The 18,113-nt window shown below is 50.6% G+C and carries 18 protein-coding genes and 1 tRNA gene; 4 read left to right on the top strand and 15 right to left on the bottom strand.

The genetic code is table 11. The annotated features are described in order from the left end of the window. Positions 1-77: 77 nt before the first annotated feature. Positions 78-2,462, bottom strand: coding sequence for a lysyl oxidase family protein (locus IX84_RS26470; protein ID WP_044228310.1), 2,385 nt, complete (start codon positions 2,460-2,462; stop codon positions 78-80). A gap of 186 nt (positions 2,463-2,648) precedes the next feature. Then, positions 2,649-3,773 (bottom strand): IS701 family transposase, encoded by a 1,125-nt coding sequence (locus IX84_RS26465; RefSeq protein ID WP_044215897.1) that lies wholly within the window; start codon positions 3,771-3,773, stop codon positions 2,649-2,651. 244 nt (positions 3,774-4,017) lie between these two features. Between IX84_RS26465 and IX84_RS26460 the strand changes: the two genes are divergently transcribed. Beyond that, positions 4,018-4,090, top strand: a tRNA-Met gene (locus IX84_RS26460). Positions 4,091-4,339: 249 nt separating this feature from the next. Here the strand turns inward: IX84_RS26460 and IX84_RS26455 are convergent. The 8 genes from IX84_RS26455 to IX84_RS26420 form a co-directional block, all read right to left on the bottom strand. Then, a complete protein-coding gene (locus tag IX84_RS26455; protein WP_044228307.1) occupies positions 4,340-5,032 on the bottom strand; it encodes a hypothetical protein in 693 nt (230 codons plus the stop codon). A 239-nt stretch (positions 5,033-5,271) separates the two neighbouring features. Then, positions 5,272-5,463: a YlcI/YnfO family protein gene (locus IX84_RS26450; RefSeq protein WP_044228304.1), complete on the bottom strand. Its 192-nt coding sequence runs from the start codon at positions 5,461-5,463 to the stop codon at positions 5,272-5,274. A gap of 32 nt (positions 5,464-5,495) precedes the next feature. Further along, positions 5,496-5,747, bottom strand: coding sequence for a hypothetical protein (locus IX84_RS26445; RefSeq protein WP_044228301.1), 252 nt, complete (start codon positions 5,745-5,747; stop codon positions 5,496-5,498). Continuing rightward, positions 5,744-6,940, bottom strand: a complete 1,197-nt coding sequence (locus IX84_RS26440) for a DUF6371 domain-containing protein (protein WP_052516430.1) — start codon at positions 6,938-6,940, stop codon at positions 5,744-5,746. The genes IX84_RS26445 and IX84_RS26440 overlap by 4 nt, the downstream gene beginning before the upstream one ends. Before the next feature lie 267 nt (positions 6,941-7,207). After that, complete coding sequence (locus IX84_RS26435; protein ID WP_044228298.1) at positions 7,208-8,626, bottom strand: DUF3987 domain-containing protein; 1,419 nt, start codon at positions 8,624-8,626, stop codon at positions 7,208-7,210. Between the two features lie 134 nt (positions 8,627-8,760). After that, positions 8,761-9,039, bottom strand: coding sequence for a hypothetical protein (locus IX84_RS26430; protein ID WP_044228295.1), 279 nt, complete (start codon positions 9,037-9,039; stop codon positions 8,761-8,763). Positions 9,040-9,128: 89 nt separating this feature from the next. After that, positions 9,129-9,449: a helix-turn-helix domain-containing protein gene (locus IX84_RS26425; RefSeq protein ID WP_044228292.1), complete on the bottom strand. Its 321-nt coding sequence runs from the start codon at positions 9,447-9,449 to the stop codon at positions 9,129-9,131. Between the two features lies 1 nt (position 9,450). After that, positions 9,451-9,645, bottom strand: a complete 195-nt coding sequence (locus IX84_RS26420) for a hypothetical protein (RefSeq protein WP_039723655.1) — start codon at positions 9,643-9,645, stop codon at positions 9,451-9,453. 112 nt (positions 9,646-9,757) lie between these two features. On the opposite strand from IX84_RS26420, the gene IX84_RS26415 reads away from it, so the two are divergent. Beyond that, positions 9,758-10,057 (top strand): hypothetical protein, encoded by a 300-nt coding sequence (locus IX84_RS26415; RefSeq protein ID WP_044228286.1) that lies wholly within the window; start codon positions 9,758-9,760, stop codon positions 10,055-10,057. A gap of 16 nt (positions 10,058-10,073) precedes the next feature. Here IX84_RS26415 and IX84_RS26410 read toward each other — a convergent pair whose 3' ends face one another. From IX84_RS26410 to IX84_RS31590, 4 genes are all read right to left on the bottom strand, one after another. Further along, entirely contained in the window at positions 10,074-10,355 is a 282-nt protein-coding gene (locus IX84_RS26410) for a hypothetical protein (protein ID WP_044228283.1), read from the bottom strand. 7 nt (positions 10,356-10,362) lie between these two features. Beyond that, complete coding sequence (locus IX84_RS26405; protein ID WP_044228281.1) at positions 10,363-10,743, bottom strand: hypothetical protein; 381 nt, start codon at positions 10,741-10,743, stop codon at positions 10,363-10,365. A gap of 118 nt (positions 10,744-10,861) precedes the next feature. Then, a complete protein-coding gene (locus IX84_RS26400; protein ID WP_044228277.1) occupies positions 10,862-12,388 on the bottom strand; it encodes a hypothetical protein in 1,527 nt (508 codons plus the stop codon). Between the two features lie 90 nt (positions 12,389-12,478). Further along, positions 12,479-13,771, bottom strand: a complete 1,293-nt coding sequence (locus IX84_RS31590) for a site-specific integrase (protein WP_081968966.1) — start codon at positions 13,769-13,771, stop codon at positions 12,479-12,481. A gap of 489 nt (positions 13,772-14,260) precedes the next feature. Between IX84_RS31590 and IX84_RS26385 the strand changes: the two genes are divergently transcribed. Both IX84_RS26385 and IX84_RS31585 read left to right on the top strand, forming a co-directional pair. After that, positions 14,261-15,676, top strand: coding sequence for a pyridoxal-phosphate dependent enzyme (locus IX84_RS26385; RefSeq protein ID WP_044228271.1), 1,416 nt, complete (start codon positions 14,261-14,263; stop codon positions 15,674-15,676). A gap of 47 nt (positions 15,677-15,723) precedes the next feature. Then, a complete protein-coding gene (locus IX84_RS31585) occupies positions 15,724-16,614 on the top strand; it encodes a dimethylarginine dimethylaminohydrolase family protein (RefSeq protein WP_052516428.1) in 891 nt (296 codons plus the stop codon). Here the strand turns inward: IX84_RS31585 and IX84_RS26375 are convergent. Beyond that, positions 16,611-18,035 (bottom strand): hypothetical protein, encoded by a 1,425-nt coding sequence (locus tag IX84_RS26375; protein ID WP_152605259.1) that lies wholly within the window; start codon positions 18,033-18,035, stop codon positions 16,611-16,613. The two genes, IX84_RS31585 and IX84_RS26375, sit on opposite strands and share 4 nt — an antisense overlap. Positions 18,036-18,113: the final 78 nt, after the last annotated feature.

The following is an 18,113-nucleotide window of genomic DNA, read 5'->3' as shown; positions in this document are numbered from 1 at the left end:
TTTTGGTGAAGGATCAAAATAACAAAACCGCCTGGTGCATTGCGCGCCAGGCGGTTTCGTGTTTTTAAGGCAAGTAATCATTGTATGCTAAACCGGCCGCTGCCTTGCCGTTGATGGCTGCTCAGGCGGTAAAAGTACAATCCGGCGGGCCATTGTGCAGTGGGTAATTCAACGGAGTTGCCAGCGATGGACTGAGCATAGAGCAACTGCCCGTTGGCGTTCCGCACCTCCAGTTGGTAAACATCTCCGGCAGGATTCTTAAACTGAAGCGAAGCTGGCCCGGAAGCGGGGTTGGGAACGACCTTTGCCTCTAATTGTTGAATCAGATCCCGGGTGCCGGTAGGGGCCTCGTATTCCACACAAGGGTCCAGCAGGTAAGTGACGGTCTGCTCCTGATCGAGGTTGATGATCTCATCAATAACAGATATGCAAATGAAATCCTCCGTGACTTCACTGAAATGCACCCGGCAGAGGGGCTGGAAAGCATTACTTTTGTTAATGGTTGAATCCTGGTAGGAAATACCGATTACGGTTTGCCCGGCACCATAGGGTGAGATCGGATAAATAGTATCATCCACCAGGTTTTCGACCTGCTGTACGACCACGCCCTCCATCGTAAATTGGTAAGCATTGATCCGGGCAGAGGAATTGTGAAGCCCGATATCCACGTAGCCTTCCTCGAAATTGGTATCAAGAATGGTGAGCAGGGTGGTGTCCGTGGTGTTCAGTACGCCCGCCGGGAAGTTGCAATGGTCATGCGCGCCTCCTCCGGTATGCGGGTGCAGCGTGCCATACAGATAGCAGTTGGATAACAGACTGGCATCGTAAACGGTGATGCGGCCATCTTCGTTGAGGTCATTACATGGCGTGGGAGTCAGGTCACCATCCAGCGCATGCCCAACGTAGGCGTAGGCATCGGCCGTTTCCTGATTGCCGTTTTGATCGAGGTCGCCGCGCAGGGCAGTGCCGCCACAGTTGCCTTCACAGTCAATTACAGCATTGCCATAAGGGGTGCCTTCGCAGTCGATGTAGGGATCGCATTCCTCATCGAGGCTCATTTCCAGGCTGCCGGAAGAACGGTCTAAAAGGATGCAAACCTGTGCCCAGTTATTGAGGGTATCTTTTTCAATGCGGCCCAGCTTGTCGGGGGCATTATCCCAGTTGACACGGGTGACGAAGGTGTAGCGCCCGTCTGGTACATCGGTCACATCTATCCACTGGCACTCCAGAGCGGAACTGTATATGTCATGACAACCAGCTGTGATACCCATGTTGTTGCAGCCATACTGCGGGGAGCCGGTGGTGCAGCCGAGGTCAATGACGCAGAATCCGTTTTTGAAGCCAATTGGGATTTCCGTGCCATCTTCCTGGTAGAGTACGTACTCGGCGTAGCCATCGTAGTGGAAGTGTTCATGGCAGTTGTCGTAAGTGAACTGTGTATTGTCTGTACTGGGTTGCCCAATAAAGTAGTCGAGCTCCCCTTCATTGGCAATCCAGGTGGTAAAGCGGACAATATCGCGCTGCCCATAGCCATGCAGGCAGCCCTCTTCGATCAGGCAGGGGTCGGTGGAGTTGATGGTGGACAGATAAATACTGGAAGCCAGTATGCCCTGATCGACAACGAGGTCAGGCGCAGCCGGGCAGTCCGGGTCGCCCTGTGGCAGGCAGGAGCCATCGTCAATGGTGGCCAGTGGGTTGAAGTTGCAGGAGTTAGGATCCGTACAGCCTACCACCGGACCAAGGTAGGTCAATTCCCAGTTGATGCTGTCTGCACAGGCGTTTTCGTGGTCTCCGATCCGGATGTAATAGGTGAATGCCGGGTCAAAAAAAGCTTCTACCGTAGCTGCGGGCGCACAATCTCCCTCATCGTTATTATAAAATATGGTGCCTTGGTTATCCTCGGCTATCTCCCCCCCACAGCCATCATAAATCCAAATCTTGGTATCACAGTCATTCAGGCCACAGGTGGAAATGAGGTACGTACCCACCGAATCCGGGGTGAAGGCATACCAGCTGTCGTCATAATGAGCGGTATAAAACCCTTCAGAGACGGGCACGGCAGAATCACATTCTTCCCCGGGCGCGCAGTTGAAACTGTGGGCAGCTTCTTCTGTAAAGTTCTGCCCGCCCTCGGCAAGGGTATCCTGCTCACCAATCAACCGGTAGAAGCCAGGGGCAAAAATGCCGTCCCCAAAGCTGTCCTGAATCCGGAACCGAAGGCAGGTAGAGTCGGGTACACAAAAAGTAGACTGATAAAAACTGTGGTTGGCGTAATCAAAAAAGCTGGCGGATCCGTACACGGTACCCGCTTGATCGGATACCGTCCATGCCGTTTCATAACCATAGCTGTCGGTTTGCACTTCAACCGTGACCGAAATTTGCCCTTCGGCACAAGGGTCTTGCCCAAAGGCAGCAGTTTGTAAAAGTAGCAGTAGCAGGGGATAGAGTATTCGTCGCTTCATATTTGTGGGTGTTTTGACAAAAGTAAGGTTTCATCCCGGTTTAGAAACACAATTATAAACTGACCTTTCGCACGCGAAAGGTTATGATAATTGAAAAAATTAGCAGTATTCAGGGTGCTTGGCACAGCAATCCCACTCAGTGCATGGCACTGAAAAAGCACTCGCATGAACAAGTTAATCAAAGCCTTACCCCAAAAGAGGGGTGGCTAGCCCGTTTGGCGGCCCAATTGCAGGGACATAGGCTTTGAGCCTTTGCACCTCTTGAAAAGCCGCCCTGAGGGCATTGACATAAATTTTGGTTTTTAGGGCAAAGTGGTTGGTCTGCTCTTTTGCAGACAGCAGTTCGAGTTTAGTCCAGGCAATCATGGCAGCAAAAACATGGTTGCACTGGGATGTCTCGTGCTTGGTGGGGGACTTTTCCAGCCCCACGTTTTGTTTGAGCGATTTGTGGAATACCTCCACTCCCCAGCGTGTCCCGTAGGTTGTGCAGATAGCTGGGCCGCTTAGCTCCAGATCGTTGGTGACCAGGTACAAGTCTCCAGTTGAGCCGTCTTGGTTTATAAAGACCTGTTTGACCAGCTGGACTTGGAAGTCCAGCCCTTTAAGGTAAACAGTAATGGCCTGGCCTGCTTGCAGTTCTAGCCCGTCGACTCGGTGGAACTTGCCTTCCAGTTTGTCTTCCATGGTAAGGGCAGCCTTGCGGTTGCTCTTTAAGGCACTGATAAAATGCTTGCCCAGCTCATAGTGCACGAACTCAAAGTTCTCCTTGGCAGCAAACCAAGTGTCCCAGACCACATAGCGGAAGGGCACGCGGTTGTATTTGACAAGTGCAAAAAGCTGGTCGCGCAGCATCTCGTTCTTGCTGCGGGGGCTGCGCTTCTTTACCTGCCCGCTTTTGGTATCCACGTATTCTTGCGACTTGCGCACGATCTCAAAAGCAACAGGCAGCTCTATGCCCTGTGGGCTCTGGTAAAGGAAATTCAGGATGTTGATCCCTTTGGTGTGCCCCGCTTTCGGCTTCTTGGAGTGGTCCCAGTGCCAAGTGACCACTTCATTCTCCGTAGAGTGCGGCTTCTCCTCGATCGTGTCATCTATCTTGATGACCGCGTCCGGGTGCTCCACTTTACGTACCAAAGGCTTTATGCAACGCCAATAGTCCTTTGCCGTGAAGGCTTCCTGCCCTAAAAAACGGCTGATCTTGTCATGGCTCAGTGCCTGATCGGTCAGCTCGGACAAGCCGGTGGCTGTCGCCATGCGAAACGATGCCAGCAGGTAGTCCGAATACAAGTCTAGTAACTTTGGGTCTTTCATCTTTCGCTCCTTTGAGCTGCAAGATAACTGCCCTGACATTATTAATCAATTTTCCAAATATTTCGCGTGCGAAAGGTCAGTTATAAATGTATGTCCGACAAAAGCCTTTTTTGGGGCGCTCTGTCTTGATTATCAAGGGGCTAACAAAAGGCGCACGATTTTTTTGACTCTAAGCTTGCATGGAAAAAAAATCTCCCCTATATTTGCAGTCCGCTACGAAAGATGTGGCGCGTTAAAATAAAATCGCGGGGTAGAGCAGTAGGTAGCTCGTCGGGCTCATAACCCGGAGGTCGCAGGTTCGAGTCCTGCTCCCGCTACTAATTAGCCCTGTAAGCCATTGGTTTACAGGGTTTTTTGTTTTTCGATATACCGTTTTGTGTTCCGTTCCTACTTTTGAGCAATAAAAAAAGCCCTGCGGCTTGACAGGGCTGATAATTGATTGCGAGTGACGTATAACTCAACCTATGGGGTTAAGAAATAAACATCAAACGCAAGATAATAAAAAACCGTGCTCCCCACAGATAGCAGGGGCACGGCTTGAAAATGGATAAATACAAGCAAAATCTTTACCCTTCGTCAAATGCAGTGTATGCAGAATCCCGGAAGGTCAACCCCTGTACTTTAGGCTTAAAAACAAACCGCTTCCCGTATACGGCTTCTGTTTGCTCCCAGGTCATCAACGGCTGCAAATGGGGGTTGTCTTCAAAGAAACTTCCCGGATAGGTTTTGATGTGGTGGTGCTCACTGGCATAATTCAAAGCATTGGAGACCAAACGGGCATAGTCCAGCAACTGGGCGCGCTCCTGATCTTTCACGTAAATAATGTTCCTGGCGGCAATCCCTTCCTTTTCCTTTTCGGTCACAGGAAGGGGGCGGAACTTTTGCTTTGTGTCACTCCAGTATTTCTTTGGGTCTTTCGAGGTCGGGCCATTATAGTATTGCTCCCAGGCTCCCACCACTTCCAAAACGTCATCCGGTATCTTCCCCAGGGCGGCGGCGGCGTGGCGCGGAAGGATGCCCAATTTGTCATCTATCCGCTTTAGGAACCGTTCAAAAGCCCGTTCCTGAATATCCGCCCGGTCTGCTTCACAGTCCAAAAACGGTTCCAGGTCTTCAAATAGGGGTTCCTTCCTGAGTAGCTGTTTCACGCTCTCGTAAATCGGTTGGAGATTGTCAAAAATAGTGTTCCGGCGTTCTTCCAGGTATTGAATATCCTGGGCGGTCTGTGCTTCGCAGCGGTCAAATACTAGTGCGCTCATATTACATATTTATTTGATGTTTGAAAATCGCTATACACATTAAAAGTTTTTTAAATGCGTTTTGGGCATTTAGGGGGTTTTGGGCTGTTCAAAATAGAAAATCAAAACTGAGCATTTACAGGGGTTCCAGCCGTTTTTTATCGCTGAAAGTGCCTCCAAACGCTTCTGTACCCCGCCTGCGCCTGATGGTAAAATGAATTAAATCCACCTTTTTAGGGGGAAATATGCAGGGCGGGCGCTCACGTCAGGTCTTTTACTACCTGTATTTGCTTCCCTGCTTCGCTTATTTCCTTCCTTAGTGCGCGCTCAATAAACTGGGAAAGGGTAATGCCTTCCCGGTTTGCCAGCTCTCGCGCGGCTTCTTTGATACGGTTGTTTAGCCTCATACATACGGCGCTATCTTTCAGCACCTTTACATCTTGTTTCTTCATGTGATGCGCTTTTGAATTACTCAAAGGTGATACTATTGTTTCCAGAATGAAAGGACAGCCTTTGCCCCTGCTTTCATGCGGGCACATATCCCAGCCAGGAAGCCTTTACGCTTCGGTGGCTCGTTTGGTGCGGGTGCGGCGGCGCTCATCGCCTGGGCTTCCGGCTCCGGCTCCGGCTCCGGTGGCTCCGGTATGGGGGCGGCTGATCTCATTTCCAGCGGTGCTTTCGCCTGGGGGCGTGGTCGCCTTCCGTATTTTAGTCCTATGCCTAATCTTAGTTTCATAACTGTAAATCGAATGTTTGAATTAATGAATTGACCAATGGCTGTTCCGCTATCATTACAGCCAGCGTTTCCCGCTTTGTCCTGGGGTTGTAGTTCCAGGAAGCGGGCAAACCGTCATGGTCGATAAGTACGCGGTGTGTGCCGTGCTTTAGGTTGAGTTCTTCCCACTGCCAGCCAGGCGGAAGGGCAAAGCCTTCCTGGTCTTCCTGATCTGCCTGGGCGGTGGTCTGTTCCTGGTCTGGGGAAAGCAGGCGCTTTATAAAGTAGTCGGCAAGGTCGTAGCCTTCCCGGTGGTCTTCCGGTGGGGTGTTGTCTCTCAAATAGGTGGACACTTCCACAGATTCACAGGCGGCGGCTAATATCTTCGCCCGTTCTGCCCAATCTTCCGTACTGTCCAGGTCTGGGTAAAGTACAACGTTCCGCCCTTCCAGGGCTTGGTAAACTTCCTGCGCTGTCCACCTTGCCCCGTTCTTCCCGCCCGTAGCCAGCCAAAGGCAATCTGGGTAAACCCCTGCCATAATTACGGCGGTCTTTTCGCTCTCAACGATTGCCACAGGGGCGGAAGGGGCGGCGCTCAATAGGTGCTCCCCGAAAAGGCATTGCATAAGGTTCCCCCCTGGCTTTAGCTGTTTGCCTATAATGCGGGTTTTACCTTTGATTCTCCGCCCGGTATCTGGGTGGTACGCCATTATTTTGACCTGCCGGAGGTTCCCGGCTTGGTCGATCTGCCAGAACGCCACAGGAAGCCCCCCAAAGTCTTCCCACTTCTTTGAGGTGCCCAGCTTGTAAAGGTCAGCCAGGCGGGCGGCTTCGGCTTCGCCAAACAGCTTGACCAGGAAGCGGTAAAAGTTGTTGCGCGCCAATTGTTGCCGGGTGCGCTCCAAATACTGGGGCGGTATGTAATCCACTGGGGGTGGTGGCAGTGGTGGGGTGTAGGTCTTCAGGTGCTGATCTGATTGCAGCCAGGCGCGGGTTTCTTCCGTGGGATTGTCCAGGAAGTATTGGCGGGGCGTGTAATTATAGCCACATTTGTTTTCCCGGTTGCATCTACCAACGTGCGCGGCTATGTGTTGCCCGGTCTGGGTATCAATATACCGGGTGAACTCCCTGGGCTTGCCACAGCCTGGGCAGCGGTGCCGGGTGCTTGGCCCTTTGTACGGTTCTAGTATGGGACGGTGCTGTGTGGTGGTCATTGCTCAAAGGTTTATGCAAAACAGGTTGCCAACTTTGCCAACTTTGCCAACTTCTTTATAAGTCATTGGTTTTCAGTTGCTAAAGTTGGCAAACCTGATTGCCAACTTTTGCCAACTTAGATATGTATGGGATTGCAAGTACTTTTGCGGGTCTTGCCAACTTTTGCCAACTTTTTGCCAACTTTCGAAACAATTAAAAAATTGGTTTTCAATATATTAGCAAAATTCACTTTGTACACTTGGCAGAGTTGGCAAGGTTGGCAAGGTTTAGTATATCCTAGCGTAATTGCCGTAGCTGATTTTCTCAAAATAGGTTGGGTCATTCAGCCATTTCCTAAAGGTTCTATCGGGCATTCCATTGTTCTTTGCGATTTTAACGGCTTCTCCTGTTTTGAATATTTTGTTTTCAGGTAAGGCAAGGTAAACAGCTTGTTTATCCGCTGGCAATCGGTCTACGGGTGTTTCTCGGTTGATACGGTCGTAAACCTTTACGGATTGTTCCCGGAAGTATTCAGCGGTCAGTATTGCGCGCTCTACGGTGTCCAGCTCAATTTTGTCGTGGCTGTGCCCTTCAAAGGCAAACCAAATCATTTGCAGCAGCAAAGCCAGGCGGGCGGTATGTGTATCAAATTTACCGTGGATTCCTGCTAATTGGTCATTCTCTGCCGTGTTGCAAATCTTATTGTTTACATCGTTGTAGAACTCGAATAAACGCTTTTTGGCTTCCAGTGTGGGGCGAAGCTTCAGGGGCTTTTTTTGTATCCGCCCTTCCTGTTCTTCCATTTCCAAATTCAATAGGTTTTCTATGCCTTCCCGGTATTGGTTCAATAGGCTTTCGGGAAACTCGCTATCTGTCCAGGTGGGCTTTTTGATACCCTGGGGCCATGTGAACAGAAAGCGGTCAATAAACCCGTTTTTGTCCCCGTCTCCTTTGGTCATCTTTTCCAATACTCCCGGCTGAATAGTCCCCACAACTGAAATATAGGGGCTTCGAACATAGACAGGCGGGCGGTTCAATCGATCTACCTTCATAGGGGCATAACTCCACCACTCCAAAAACTTTTCCTGGTCTCCGCCTTTGTTGTATCGGTTGAAAGATTCAATAAACCCGCTGATCTCATCACGGAAGGCAGTTACCCCCCTGGGGTTGTCTTGGTGGACAACTCCCAAAGCTTCCACAGTAATATCATTAACCAGGCTTCGTTTCCAGGTGGGCTTTGGTTCTCCGCTTTCGTCATCGTGGTTGCCTAATTCCCGGCGGTAGTTTTGGTAATTCTCATTGTCCCGCTGCTCCACTGGGGAAAGGGCAAATTTAAAGGGCGCGCTTTTATTGCTGTTGGGGTTGCCAATGGCAGCAAAGTATAAATTCCCATATTGAACGGTGCCCCGCTTGATCTCAAAGGCGCGCGTCTTTCCGATAGCAGCGGAAGCGCCACAAAGGATTGCAGGGGCTAAATAGTCCGGGTGCATACCCCAACTTTCCTGGGCTTCAGATATGAATTTTTGAAAGAATGGGGGGAAGACTTCCGAATATGGGAATTGGGGTTGGTTGGATTTTGGGCGGGTGGTCTTGCCCTTGCTTCCATTGGTGTGGCGCTTTATATCTTCGCCCAGCCCTTCCGGTGATATGTTGCCTTTAGGCTGTTCGCCCCTTGTTTTGTCGGTATAATTAGCGTATCTTGCCATCACGTTATTGATTTATCAAAAAGCTCGTTCGGCTCTATCCGTTTGGGCTTTTTTTGTTTGAAAAGAGGTTGGGAAAAGCCCCAGGCTTTGGCACAAAGCCCAGGGAATTCCAAACCACATGAAACGAGAGTGTCTTACCTGCCTTGTGCCTGCTTCCATGCTTTCTCCATAGCCTTGTTGGCATCTTCAATTATGCGGCGTTCGTCTCGCGGCAATTTTGCCAGACTGGCTTTGCGGGCTTTCCGTTCTTGCTCCTCATCGGCTTTCACCACTGATTCCATAAAGGCACGGATTAAGTCCGCCATCGTGGTATTGTTGCGTTTTGCAACACGGGAGAAAGCTTCTTTCAGACCGCTGTTTAGTCTTACGTTCAGGTCTGTATCTTGCCGTATTACAGTTGTGATATTGTACATAGTCGTTTAATTTTTCATCAAAGTTAAGCAGGTGCCCAGGCAAGCGAAAGGACAGGGGTGCAGGGGCGTTTGTGCCCCTGCTTTCCGCCTTATTCCGTGCCTTCCTCAAGGATGCGCAAAAGGTCGCTTTCCTTGTATCTCACACTGCCTTTGATGTAGGAGGGTTTCAAATATTCTTCCCGTCTTAGCTTGTCAACGGTGGCAATGGAAACTCCCATAAACTGGGCGGCTTCCTTCCTGGTGTGAAACTTTTCCCTGGCTTCGGGTGCTGCTTTCGCCTGGGCTTGCTCAATCGCGAGGGCGGCACCTTTGCGGGCGGCATCTTCCAGGGCGGCTTTGTACTCACTTTCTGTCAAAACCAGCAGGTTTACAACGGGTACGGTGGTCGTTTTCAAAGTAGCTTCTGACATATCACACAATTTTTAGGTTCAGCTCAATTACAATACCCTTCCGGCGGAGGTGGTCTTTAAAGACTTCCTGCATATAGGCGGTAAGGGTCATTCCTTCCTGCTCTGCCAGCTCCACCAAAGCGTCTTTGATGTGGCTGTTTGTGTTTAGCCCTATGTAGGCATCGCGGGGGATTGTTGGTTGTGTTCTCTTTTTCATTGGTGGTATTTTTTAATGTTGGTACAAAGATGTGGGGACAGCAGGACAGGACAAAGGACAGCTAAAGCCCTAAAAATGCCATGTATGCTGTATTTTTTGAATTTGTAAAACGTTGTCAATCAATAGAGGGCTAAAAAATGCGGTTTTTACCACAGGACAGGGTGTTTTTGCCCTTTTAGCCCTTCAGCTCAGTATTGGCGGGCGTTCCAGCCCCAAAGACATTTCTGGTCAAAGAAAATTTGCCACAGGACAGGGGGTATTTGCATTTTTTGCCCTTCAGCCCAGTATTGGCGGGCGTTCCAGCCTCAAAGACATTTCCGTATGCGAAAAACTTGCCACAGGACAGGGTGTTTTTGCACTTTTCGCCCTTCAGCCCAGTATTGGCGGGCGTTCCAGCTCCAAAGACATTTGAGGTAAAAAAAAGAGGTTTAAAGCTTGCTGTGTTGGTCAGTGCGGGTAGTTGACTGTTTCAGTTGCTGCCCTGCTTTGTAAAAATGGTCACGTTTTAGGGTCAGCAGCATGTCAAAAGCTTTGGTAATGCCACTGTGGTAGGCTGCCCGCTTTATCTGCTCGTCTTTGTCATCGCCTGCAAAAGCTTCTTTAGTCCGTTTCCCGGATTTATTCAGCTCTGCCCCTAACAGCTTTTGCAGCTCATCTATCAAATTGGCTTTGTCAAGTTCTGCCCGGAGTAGTGAATTTAGTTCTGTCATTGGTCAGCTATTTTTTTAGGTTGGTAAAATGATCTTTGATAAAGGTCTTCAGCTCTTTTTCCGCTTCGATCAGTTGCTTTGTATTGCGGGCGGTCTTGGCTTTCCTTCGGAGGTGGTCCACGGTCTTCAGGTCTCCGTTGGTGGCTTCGACAATTCCCCGCAACCATTGGAAATTTTCATCTTCGCAAATGTCAATATTGAGGACCAACAGGGAAGGCGGTAACAACTCTTTACTTATTGTTGGGGCTTGGTGGCTCCCGTTCAGCTTCGCCACTTGCTGGGCGGCTTCCTTCCTGGTGGCGTGGTCGCTATCTGGGTGCCATTCTCCATTGGGGGAATGAAAGCCAACGGTGAAAAGGGTGGGTTCGGTCTGGATATATACATACATCGTTATACTGTTTTGAGGATGAATAGAATAAGCAGCACGGCGGAACCTATCAGAATATCGCGTAAGATGTTCCGCCCTTCGCGCTTCAGCTCTTTACGGTCGGTCTGTATTTTCACTTTCATGCCTTCCGCTTTGTGGCTTCCGCCTGGTTTATCAAATTGGCGTAGTGTTCCACCCACTGGGCGTTGTTGTCCAGGGCGGCGGCGGTGCGCTTTGGTACGGGCTTGCCTTCCTTCTCATACCGGAGGGCTTTTTGCTGATGTTTGCCCAGGCGCTTTTTGTACTCTTTCAGGCGTTGTTTGAGGTGCCGGAGGTCGGGCGTTTCATAACTGCTTTTCGTGTGTTGCTCCGGTGCTTCCGGTTCGTGTTTCGTGTGTGGTGTTCGTGCGTTATAAAGGGCACGGGAAGTATTGGCGGCTTCCGGGTCTGTGCCGGCGGTCTTAAATCCTATCTGCCGGCGCTTTGGCTGTATGTAAATTGTGTTGTCATCGTCTTCCCCTTCCACCTGCAAATTGATAACGATGTTTGCCAATTGCGTAGGGTCGTACAATTCAGCAGGGCGGGCGGGCAGTGGTGCGGCGGGGGTCTTTTCGGCAAAGGCGGTGATCTTTGACCGGAGGGCGTATTGCACCCGTTCCCGGAGGGCTTCCCAGGCTTCCACCAATGCGGGCGGGTTAACATCGTATTGGGAAAGCTCCACTGTTTCCGTTATCCCGCTGCCCTTGCGGTGTATGCGTTCCAGGACAACGGAAGCGGCAAATACCATTAATGCAACCACAGTAAACCAGCCCAGCCCGCCCCCATAGGCGGCAACGGTGGCGGCACGTTCGCCCGCTGCGGCTTCATTTGCTGCCTTCACTTCGCCCGCTGCGGTGCGGCGGTCAGCCTGGGCGGTGCCCAGTGCGGCTTTGTAGTCATTGCGGGCAGTGCTAAGGGCTTCCGCTTCCTGTGCTTTGAGTCCTGCCAGTGCGGCGGCGGCTTCCGCTTCCCGGTCTGCTATCAGTTGGCGGGCGCGGTCTTTCTGGGTGCCGTAGCTGTCACCCGTGCGGCGCTCCCGGTTGTACCAGTTGGACAGCTCCCGTTTGGCGGCGTTGACCTTCCCGGCTCCGGCGGTCTGGGCGGCGGTGATCTGGGCGGCGTACTGTTCCACAATACGGGCGCTATCATTTGCCCAGGCGGAAGCCAGGCGGGCGGCTTCAGCTTGGTAAATACTGTCAGCCTGGGCGGTGGTCTGTTCCGTAGCTTCCGGGGTGAACTCGTTTACTATCGTCTTTGAGTTACGGAAGGAAAGCAGACCGGAAGCGGTAAATAATACGGCGGTCAGTACCCAAATACTGATGGTCATTGCCAAATGAAGCCCTTTGTACCTGCAGTAAAGTATCGCGTCAACGGTCTGTGGTGCCAGCACTCGCAAACCTAGCTCAATGATAGCGGTGCCGATAATGGCAACGGCGGCGGCAAAGTAAAGGGCAAGGGTAGGGAAGACAGGCAGCAGGGCAGTATAAGCGGCGGCGTATATTCCGCCAACTTCCGTAAGACCTGAAACGATCTGGGCAAATAGCCCGCTTGCCTTGATTGATCTGGCTAAACGTGCGTACACGTCGAAAAATGCGCGCTCCTTTGGCGCGCTCTGTAAGGATTTCATAACTTTAACGGTTGTTTTTATTAACAATACCCGCCCGCTGGTGTCACTCGCCAAAGTACGTTCCAGCGGTGCGGGTTTTTACTTCCTCATTTATTCGCGCTTTTTCAGCACTTCCAAAGCCATTTTGGCAAATTGCCTGGCGGCTTGTTCCTGGCTTATGTCGATGTATTCAAAAAACTGCTTTTCGGTGGCGTGCCCGGTGATCTGCATAAGCAGGGCGGCGGGTATTCCAGCTTCCCAAAAATTACTGGCAAAGCTCCGGCGGGCGGCGTGGCTGCTCACCCGTTCCCATTTCTCCACTATTTCCGTTTTTGTCTGTCCGCCTTTGGAGTATATCCTTTGGAACTGGCTGTCTTTCAATACCAACTGGCATACTTCTTTGATATAGGCGTTAAACTTCTGGATTGAAATGTCTGGCAATTGGTACTCGTATTTGTCCAAAATTCCTTTGAGGATGGGGAAGACGGGAATTACAACCCTATTTCCTACCTTCTTTGTGACGATCTGGAGTAATTCCCCTTCCGGCTCCTTTAGGATGTGTTCCCGGCTCACCTTGTGCCAGTCAGAAAAGCGGGCGCCTGTGAAACAGCCCACCAAAAACAAGTCCCTTACCCGTTCCAGGCGGGGCGTATCGGAAAGGTCAACGGCTGCCAGGTCTTCCAGCTCGGCAAAGGTCAGCCGTACTTTGTTTTTCACCTTTGTACGGCGAAGCCCAAAGCCCGTTTGGTTGTAGATGGTATTTGAGTGCAGCCCCCTTTTCCCGGCTTCGCTCATAAACTGTTTGGTCACGGTAATAATCTTTGCAGCGTTGTTTTGGGAATGGCTCCGGGGCGGGGAATACAGCCAATTGATAAACTGGCTTCGGAACTCCCAATTTATATCTGAAAAGTCCAGGCTTTCTTTGCCCTGGTCGGCTGCAAATTCCCGTAGGTGGTTAAATACAGTAATGTACTTTTTCCAGGTGCCCCGCTTTGCGGTGGGCTTGCTTTGTTCGGTCTCAATAAATTGCTCTATAAATCCAAATAGGGTAGTGGCTGCGGATCTGGGCGGGTCTTTTCTTCCACTGCGGTAGGCAAGTTGTTCCAGGAAGGTATTTCTATCAAGGCGTTTGCCGTTGTCATATTCGATATAAATATCCTGGGCGATCTCGGAGAACGCTGCCAGGCGCTTGTTTATATCCCTATATTCCTTTTCCTTACCCCTTACCATTTTTAAGCGGGCGGCTTTGGTGTTCCAGTGCTTTGGGTTTACCCTTATCCCGGTGGAAAAGCTTACCCGTTTTTTCTTTGCTATGGTCATTCGTAAAAGAATCATTCGCCCTTCGTTGTTGGGGCTTACCAATAGAAAGCGGGGGGTGGGTATTTTTCGCCTGTATGGTTTCATCTGCTTTACTTGTTTGTCCCCCCAAATATACCGTTTTATTAAAGATATGGAAATATCTATTTTTAAATATAAATATATGGCAACTGTATTAAATTGTAATACAGGTTATTTGTGGCAAATATTGGTGTTTGGGATTTTCTTACGCGCTAAGGGTTCAAAAACTGCTCCCGCTACTAAGTAAAAGCGTAACAGTCGTACTGATTGTTGCGCTTTTTTTGTGCCCCTTATCCTCCTGAGGGGTTTATAAGCCTGCTATACCTGCTCACGGGCGTATAACAAATTGCACAAAACAGAAAGTGCCCACCGGCTATCAAAGTGCGATAGCTGCTGGGGTAGAGCTTCCCGCTCTGCTCCAGCTTATCCATGAATGCTGCCAGGCTATTCAAGTAGTGCAATGTGTTATGCACACCCTGCCCACCTCAAAATTGGAAAATCCAATTTTTCTGCTAAATTAAAGGCAACCAAAGATTCTTAACCAAATCCAGCCTTTTGGACCAGTGGAAACGGTGCCTGTACTGTGGGGCAGAAAACAACATAGCCAACTACACCTGCTCCTGCATTGCAGAGGAGCCGGCGCATGCCTACCGCGCCCTTGGGCTTCGCTTCCAGCTTAACCGGCAGGAAATAGCGGAAGTGAAAGCAGCTTTTCAGAATTATTGCTTTGAGGATGAGCGGGGGATGTTGCAGTACCCGCTATTGCCCAACCGGGAATACGCCGGGGGCATCAACCTGAAAGTCGGTCTAACGCCCCTTCATCTCCTGAAATCCTTTAGCAAAAAGTCTGGAGTACAGGTGTTTATCAAGGATGAGGGGCAAAACCCAAGTGGCTGCTTTAAGGACCGGGAGACCTTGTCCTGCCTGCTCAATACCCGGCGGCGCAAGCGAAGAAAAGCGGTAATTTACTCTTCGGGGAACGCGGCAGCCAGCGCGGCATTGTTTGCCCGGCAGCAAGGGTTGCAGCTCATCACCTTCGTGCCGGGGGACACCTACGCAGAAAAGATCACCTACATTCAGAAATGCGGCTCCGACGTGGTGGTGCTGGGCAAAGCAAGCACGTCCTTTGAGGAGGGCTTCCGGCTGTTTGTAGGCCTGAACGAAGCCAATGTCTTCGAAGAAGCCGGCTTTGACAACTGGGCGGTCCGCAACCCCTACCGGGTACAGGGCGACAAAACCACAGCGGTGGAAATCGCCCGGCAGCTGGAATCACAGATGCATGAACCGATCCCCGATGTCGTCATTGTGCCCTCCGCCAATGGCAGCAATCTGGCGGGCATATGGGAAGGCTTCAAAGAGCTTAAGCACCTTGGGATAACAGATAAACTGCCCCGAATGGTGGTAGCAGGCATCGCTAATGCCAATCCCATTTGCAAAGCGGTCCGGATGCAGGAACAGGAAGTACCGGTTGCGTGCGATCTTTCAGGCTTGCAGGAACAGGATGCAAAAATTGGCAGCATTATTGTAGCCGAAGAAGGGTACGACTCGGTGGAAGCCGCTAAAGCCGTACTTGAATCCGGGGGTACTGCGGTGGAAGTAGGGACGCACAGTATCCGCAAGGTGATGGTCCGCTTTTTGCACCGGGAGCGCAGATTGGCGCTAAAGCATGGGGTATTGCCGGAGCCGGCCTCCTATATCGCTATGGCCGCGGTGGAACAGTTGAGGAGCCGCCGGAAATTACGCTTCGGGGAATCCGCCGTAGCTATTGTGACCGGGCATGGCATTAAGGCGCAGGGCACTACCCGAAGACTGCTAAAAGGATACCCGGGGCTGCTCCGTACCACACAGCAAATCATTGGGCGGAAACGCCGCGAAAGCCCGGTGCTCAGCGGGAAAGCCCGGACCGGGCAGCGCCGTGTGGTTGCCGCCAATTTATCCGCCGTACAGCAGGCATTCTATGATCTGGCATAGACCGCCCATGCTTTGGCACCTTATCAAATGAATAGCTTTTTTACCACATGATACAGAACGCTTTCCAGCAATACGCAGAGACCGCACCATTAAGAGAAGTGATTATTGGCCGTTACGAAGGCTACCGGGCGCATTCAGCCTATGAGGAAATTGTGAATGAAGACCAGAAAAAAGGGCTGCCCGATGAAGCCACCCTGCGGTCTGAATTCCAGGCTTTCCGCTCGGCCCTTGAGGCAGAAGGGGTTACGGTTTACGAACCGGCCTACGTGGGCAAAATGGTCTACGATCAGCTGACGCCCCGCGATATCGGCGTGACCATAGGGCAGCGGTTTTTGATGTGTAACATGGCGCGCCGTAGCCGGCGGTACGAAATTGCCGGTGTATTCCCATTCATTCTCAGTCGGGGAGGAGAGGAGCCTAATCTGATCATTCCCGATGACCCCGCCGCCCTGATGGAAGGCGGAGACCTCGTGGTAGACAAAGGCCGCTTGCTGGTGGGCATTTCCCAGCGTACAAATGAGGCCGGCCTGGCTTTCCTGCAGGTCACCTTCGGGCAGGAATTTGAAGTCGTTCCGGTGCATTGCAAGCCTCTTTCTGAAGGCGAAAACGTGTTGCACCTTGATTGCACCTTCAACCCGGTAGGCCAAAACCACTGCCTGATCTACCCGGATGGGTTCCGCGAAGTGCCTGAGGTGATACGAGAATATTACCAATGGATTGAGGTCCGAAAAGAAGAGCAGGCGGCCCTGGCGACCAACGTCCTCAGCATTAGCCCCGAGGCGGTCATCAGCCGCGACCATCCGGCCTGCGAGCGGGTCAATCAGGAAATGGAGCGTATCGGGCTGCGGGTTATCCGCATTCCTTTTGACGGGGCGCCGGCTACGGGCGGTTCCTTTCGGTGTTGCTCTTTGCCGTTGGTGCGGGGAGGAGGGGGTTAGTCTTCCAGCTCGGCAAGCTTTTCTTTGAGCCAGTTGAGGCTGGCAACGTTTTTTGTCTCTTTCAGTTCCTTCTTGAATTTGTCGACAGCAGACTGATCGCCAGGCATAATCCGGGTAAGTTTCCGGGTGAAGCGGATGAGGTTGCCATAGTTTTTTCGGCGGTTGACCGGTATGTCTTTATGCCGGTTGAGGTAGGCGCGGAAACTTTCGAAAAGGCTGTACAGCGGCTCCATTTCATCTGTTTCGTAGTAGGTGGCCAGGAGCATGGCTTTGGAGCCGAGGTTGTAGGCAACGTCTTCGTATTCTACCTCCCTCAGGAGCTCGATCACCTTCTCGTGCTTTTTTTGATAGAAATAGACCTGAGCCAGGTTGTAAGAGATGGCGTTTTGGCGGAAGGCAAGAGGAAGTTTTTCTGAGTACTTGTTAATAAAGTGCTCTGCCCATGAGTAATTACCTAGCCTGAGGGCCAGAACGACGATATTTTTAAAGTCCCAGGCCCTGAGCCGGTCCTCCCGGAAAAGAATTTTTGTATCAATGAGTTCCTTGAATATTTTAAAACATTCCTCGACATATTTGGATTGGCCCTGATTGATCCGGCCAATACAAAAGTTGATAGCATAACTATACATATTGTAAGCCTCCTCACGGGAGAACTCCATGTTGTTTTCCTTCAGGATTTTGATAAGCTCATAAAAATAATCCTCGTTTTCTTTGTCGTTTAACAGGAGGAAAATCTGGAAATAAACAGCTATAGCAGGAGACCTTGATAGATTGTATTTGGTTACGCTAGAAGTGATCTCATCAATCATTTTGATATCATAGTCCTCCTCAACAATAGACTTTTGCATGAGTACCAAGCAGTAGTATTTGAGCTTTTCTGCAACGTAGAAATAGTCTAAGTTGATCGAAATTTTCTCAACATTGTTCCGTTCAGTACGTTTAATGTCAGAGTCTTTAAGCTCATAAAGGGCTTTTTCAACCAGATAATTGTTGAGGTAGAATTGAGCAGATTTATTGGGGTAATTTTTTAAGTGCCGCCCGGCTTCTCTTATGACAGTTGGAGTCAGGACTTTTGCTCGTCTTTTTTCAATGGCTTCCATCCTGTTTACTGTCTTTTGGAGGTCGCGTTTTTCGTAAATTTCCTGCCCAAGGTATCCTTCCACTAATTTTAGCAAGTCCGAGCAGTACTTCCGAAACCGCACATCATCGTAGGGCTTATCCGGCTGGAGCAATGACCACAAATAGGTTTTATCCAGCCCGCCGTTCTTTTTGCTGCTGTTGATGGCCTTGAGAAAGGCCTCGTACAGGGTAAGTAGTTCCTCGCTTCTGTTGAAATAGGGCGACTGAATGTACTTCCGGCACCGGTTCTGTTCGTACTTATCGAAGTGCTGTAAAATTGCAAACAGCTTACTATTGTACATGTCCATCAGATTGTATATATTTGTCGGTAGCAACGAATAGGAAACTACATCAAATCTACTCAGGCGCACCCTCCGAAG

The organism is Phaeodactylibacter xiamenensis (genome assembly GCF_000759025.1).
Classification (GTDB): Bacteria; Bacteroidota; Bacteroidia; order Chitinophagales; family Saprospiraceae; genus Phaeodactylibacter; species Phaeodactylibacter xiamenensis.
This window is presented reverse-complemented; position numbering and strand designations above follow the sequence as displayed.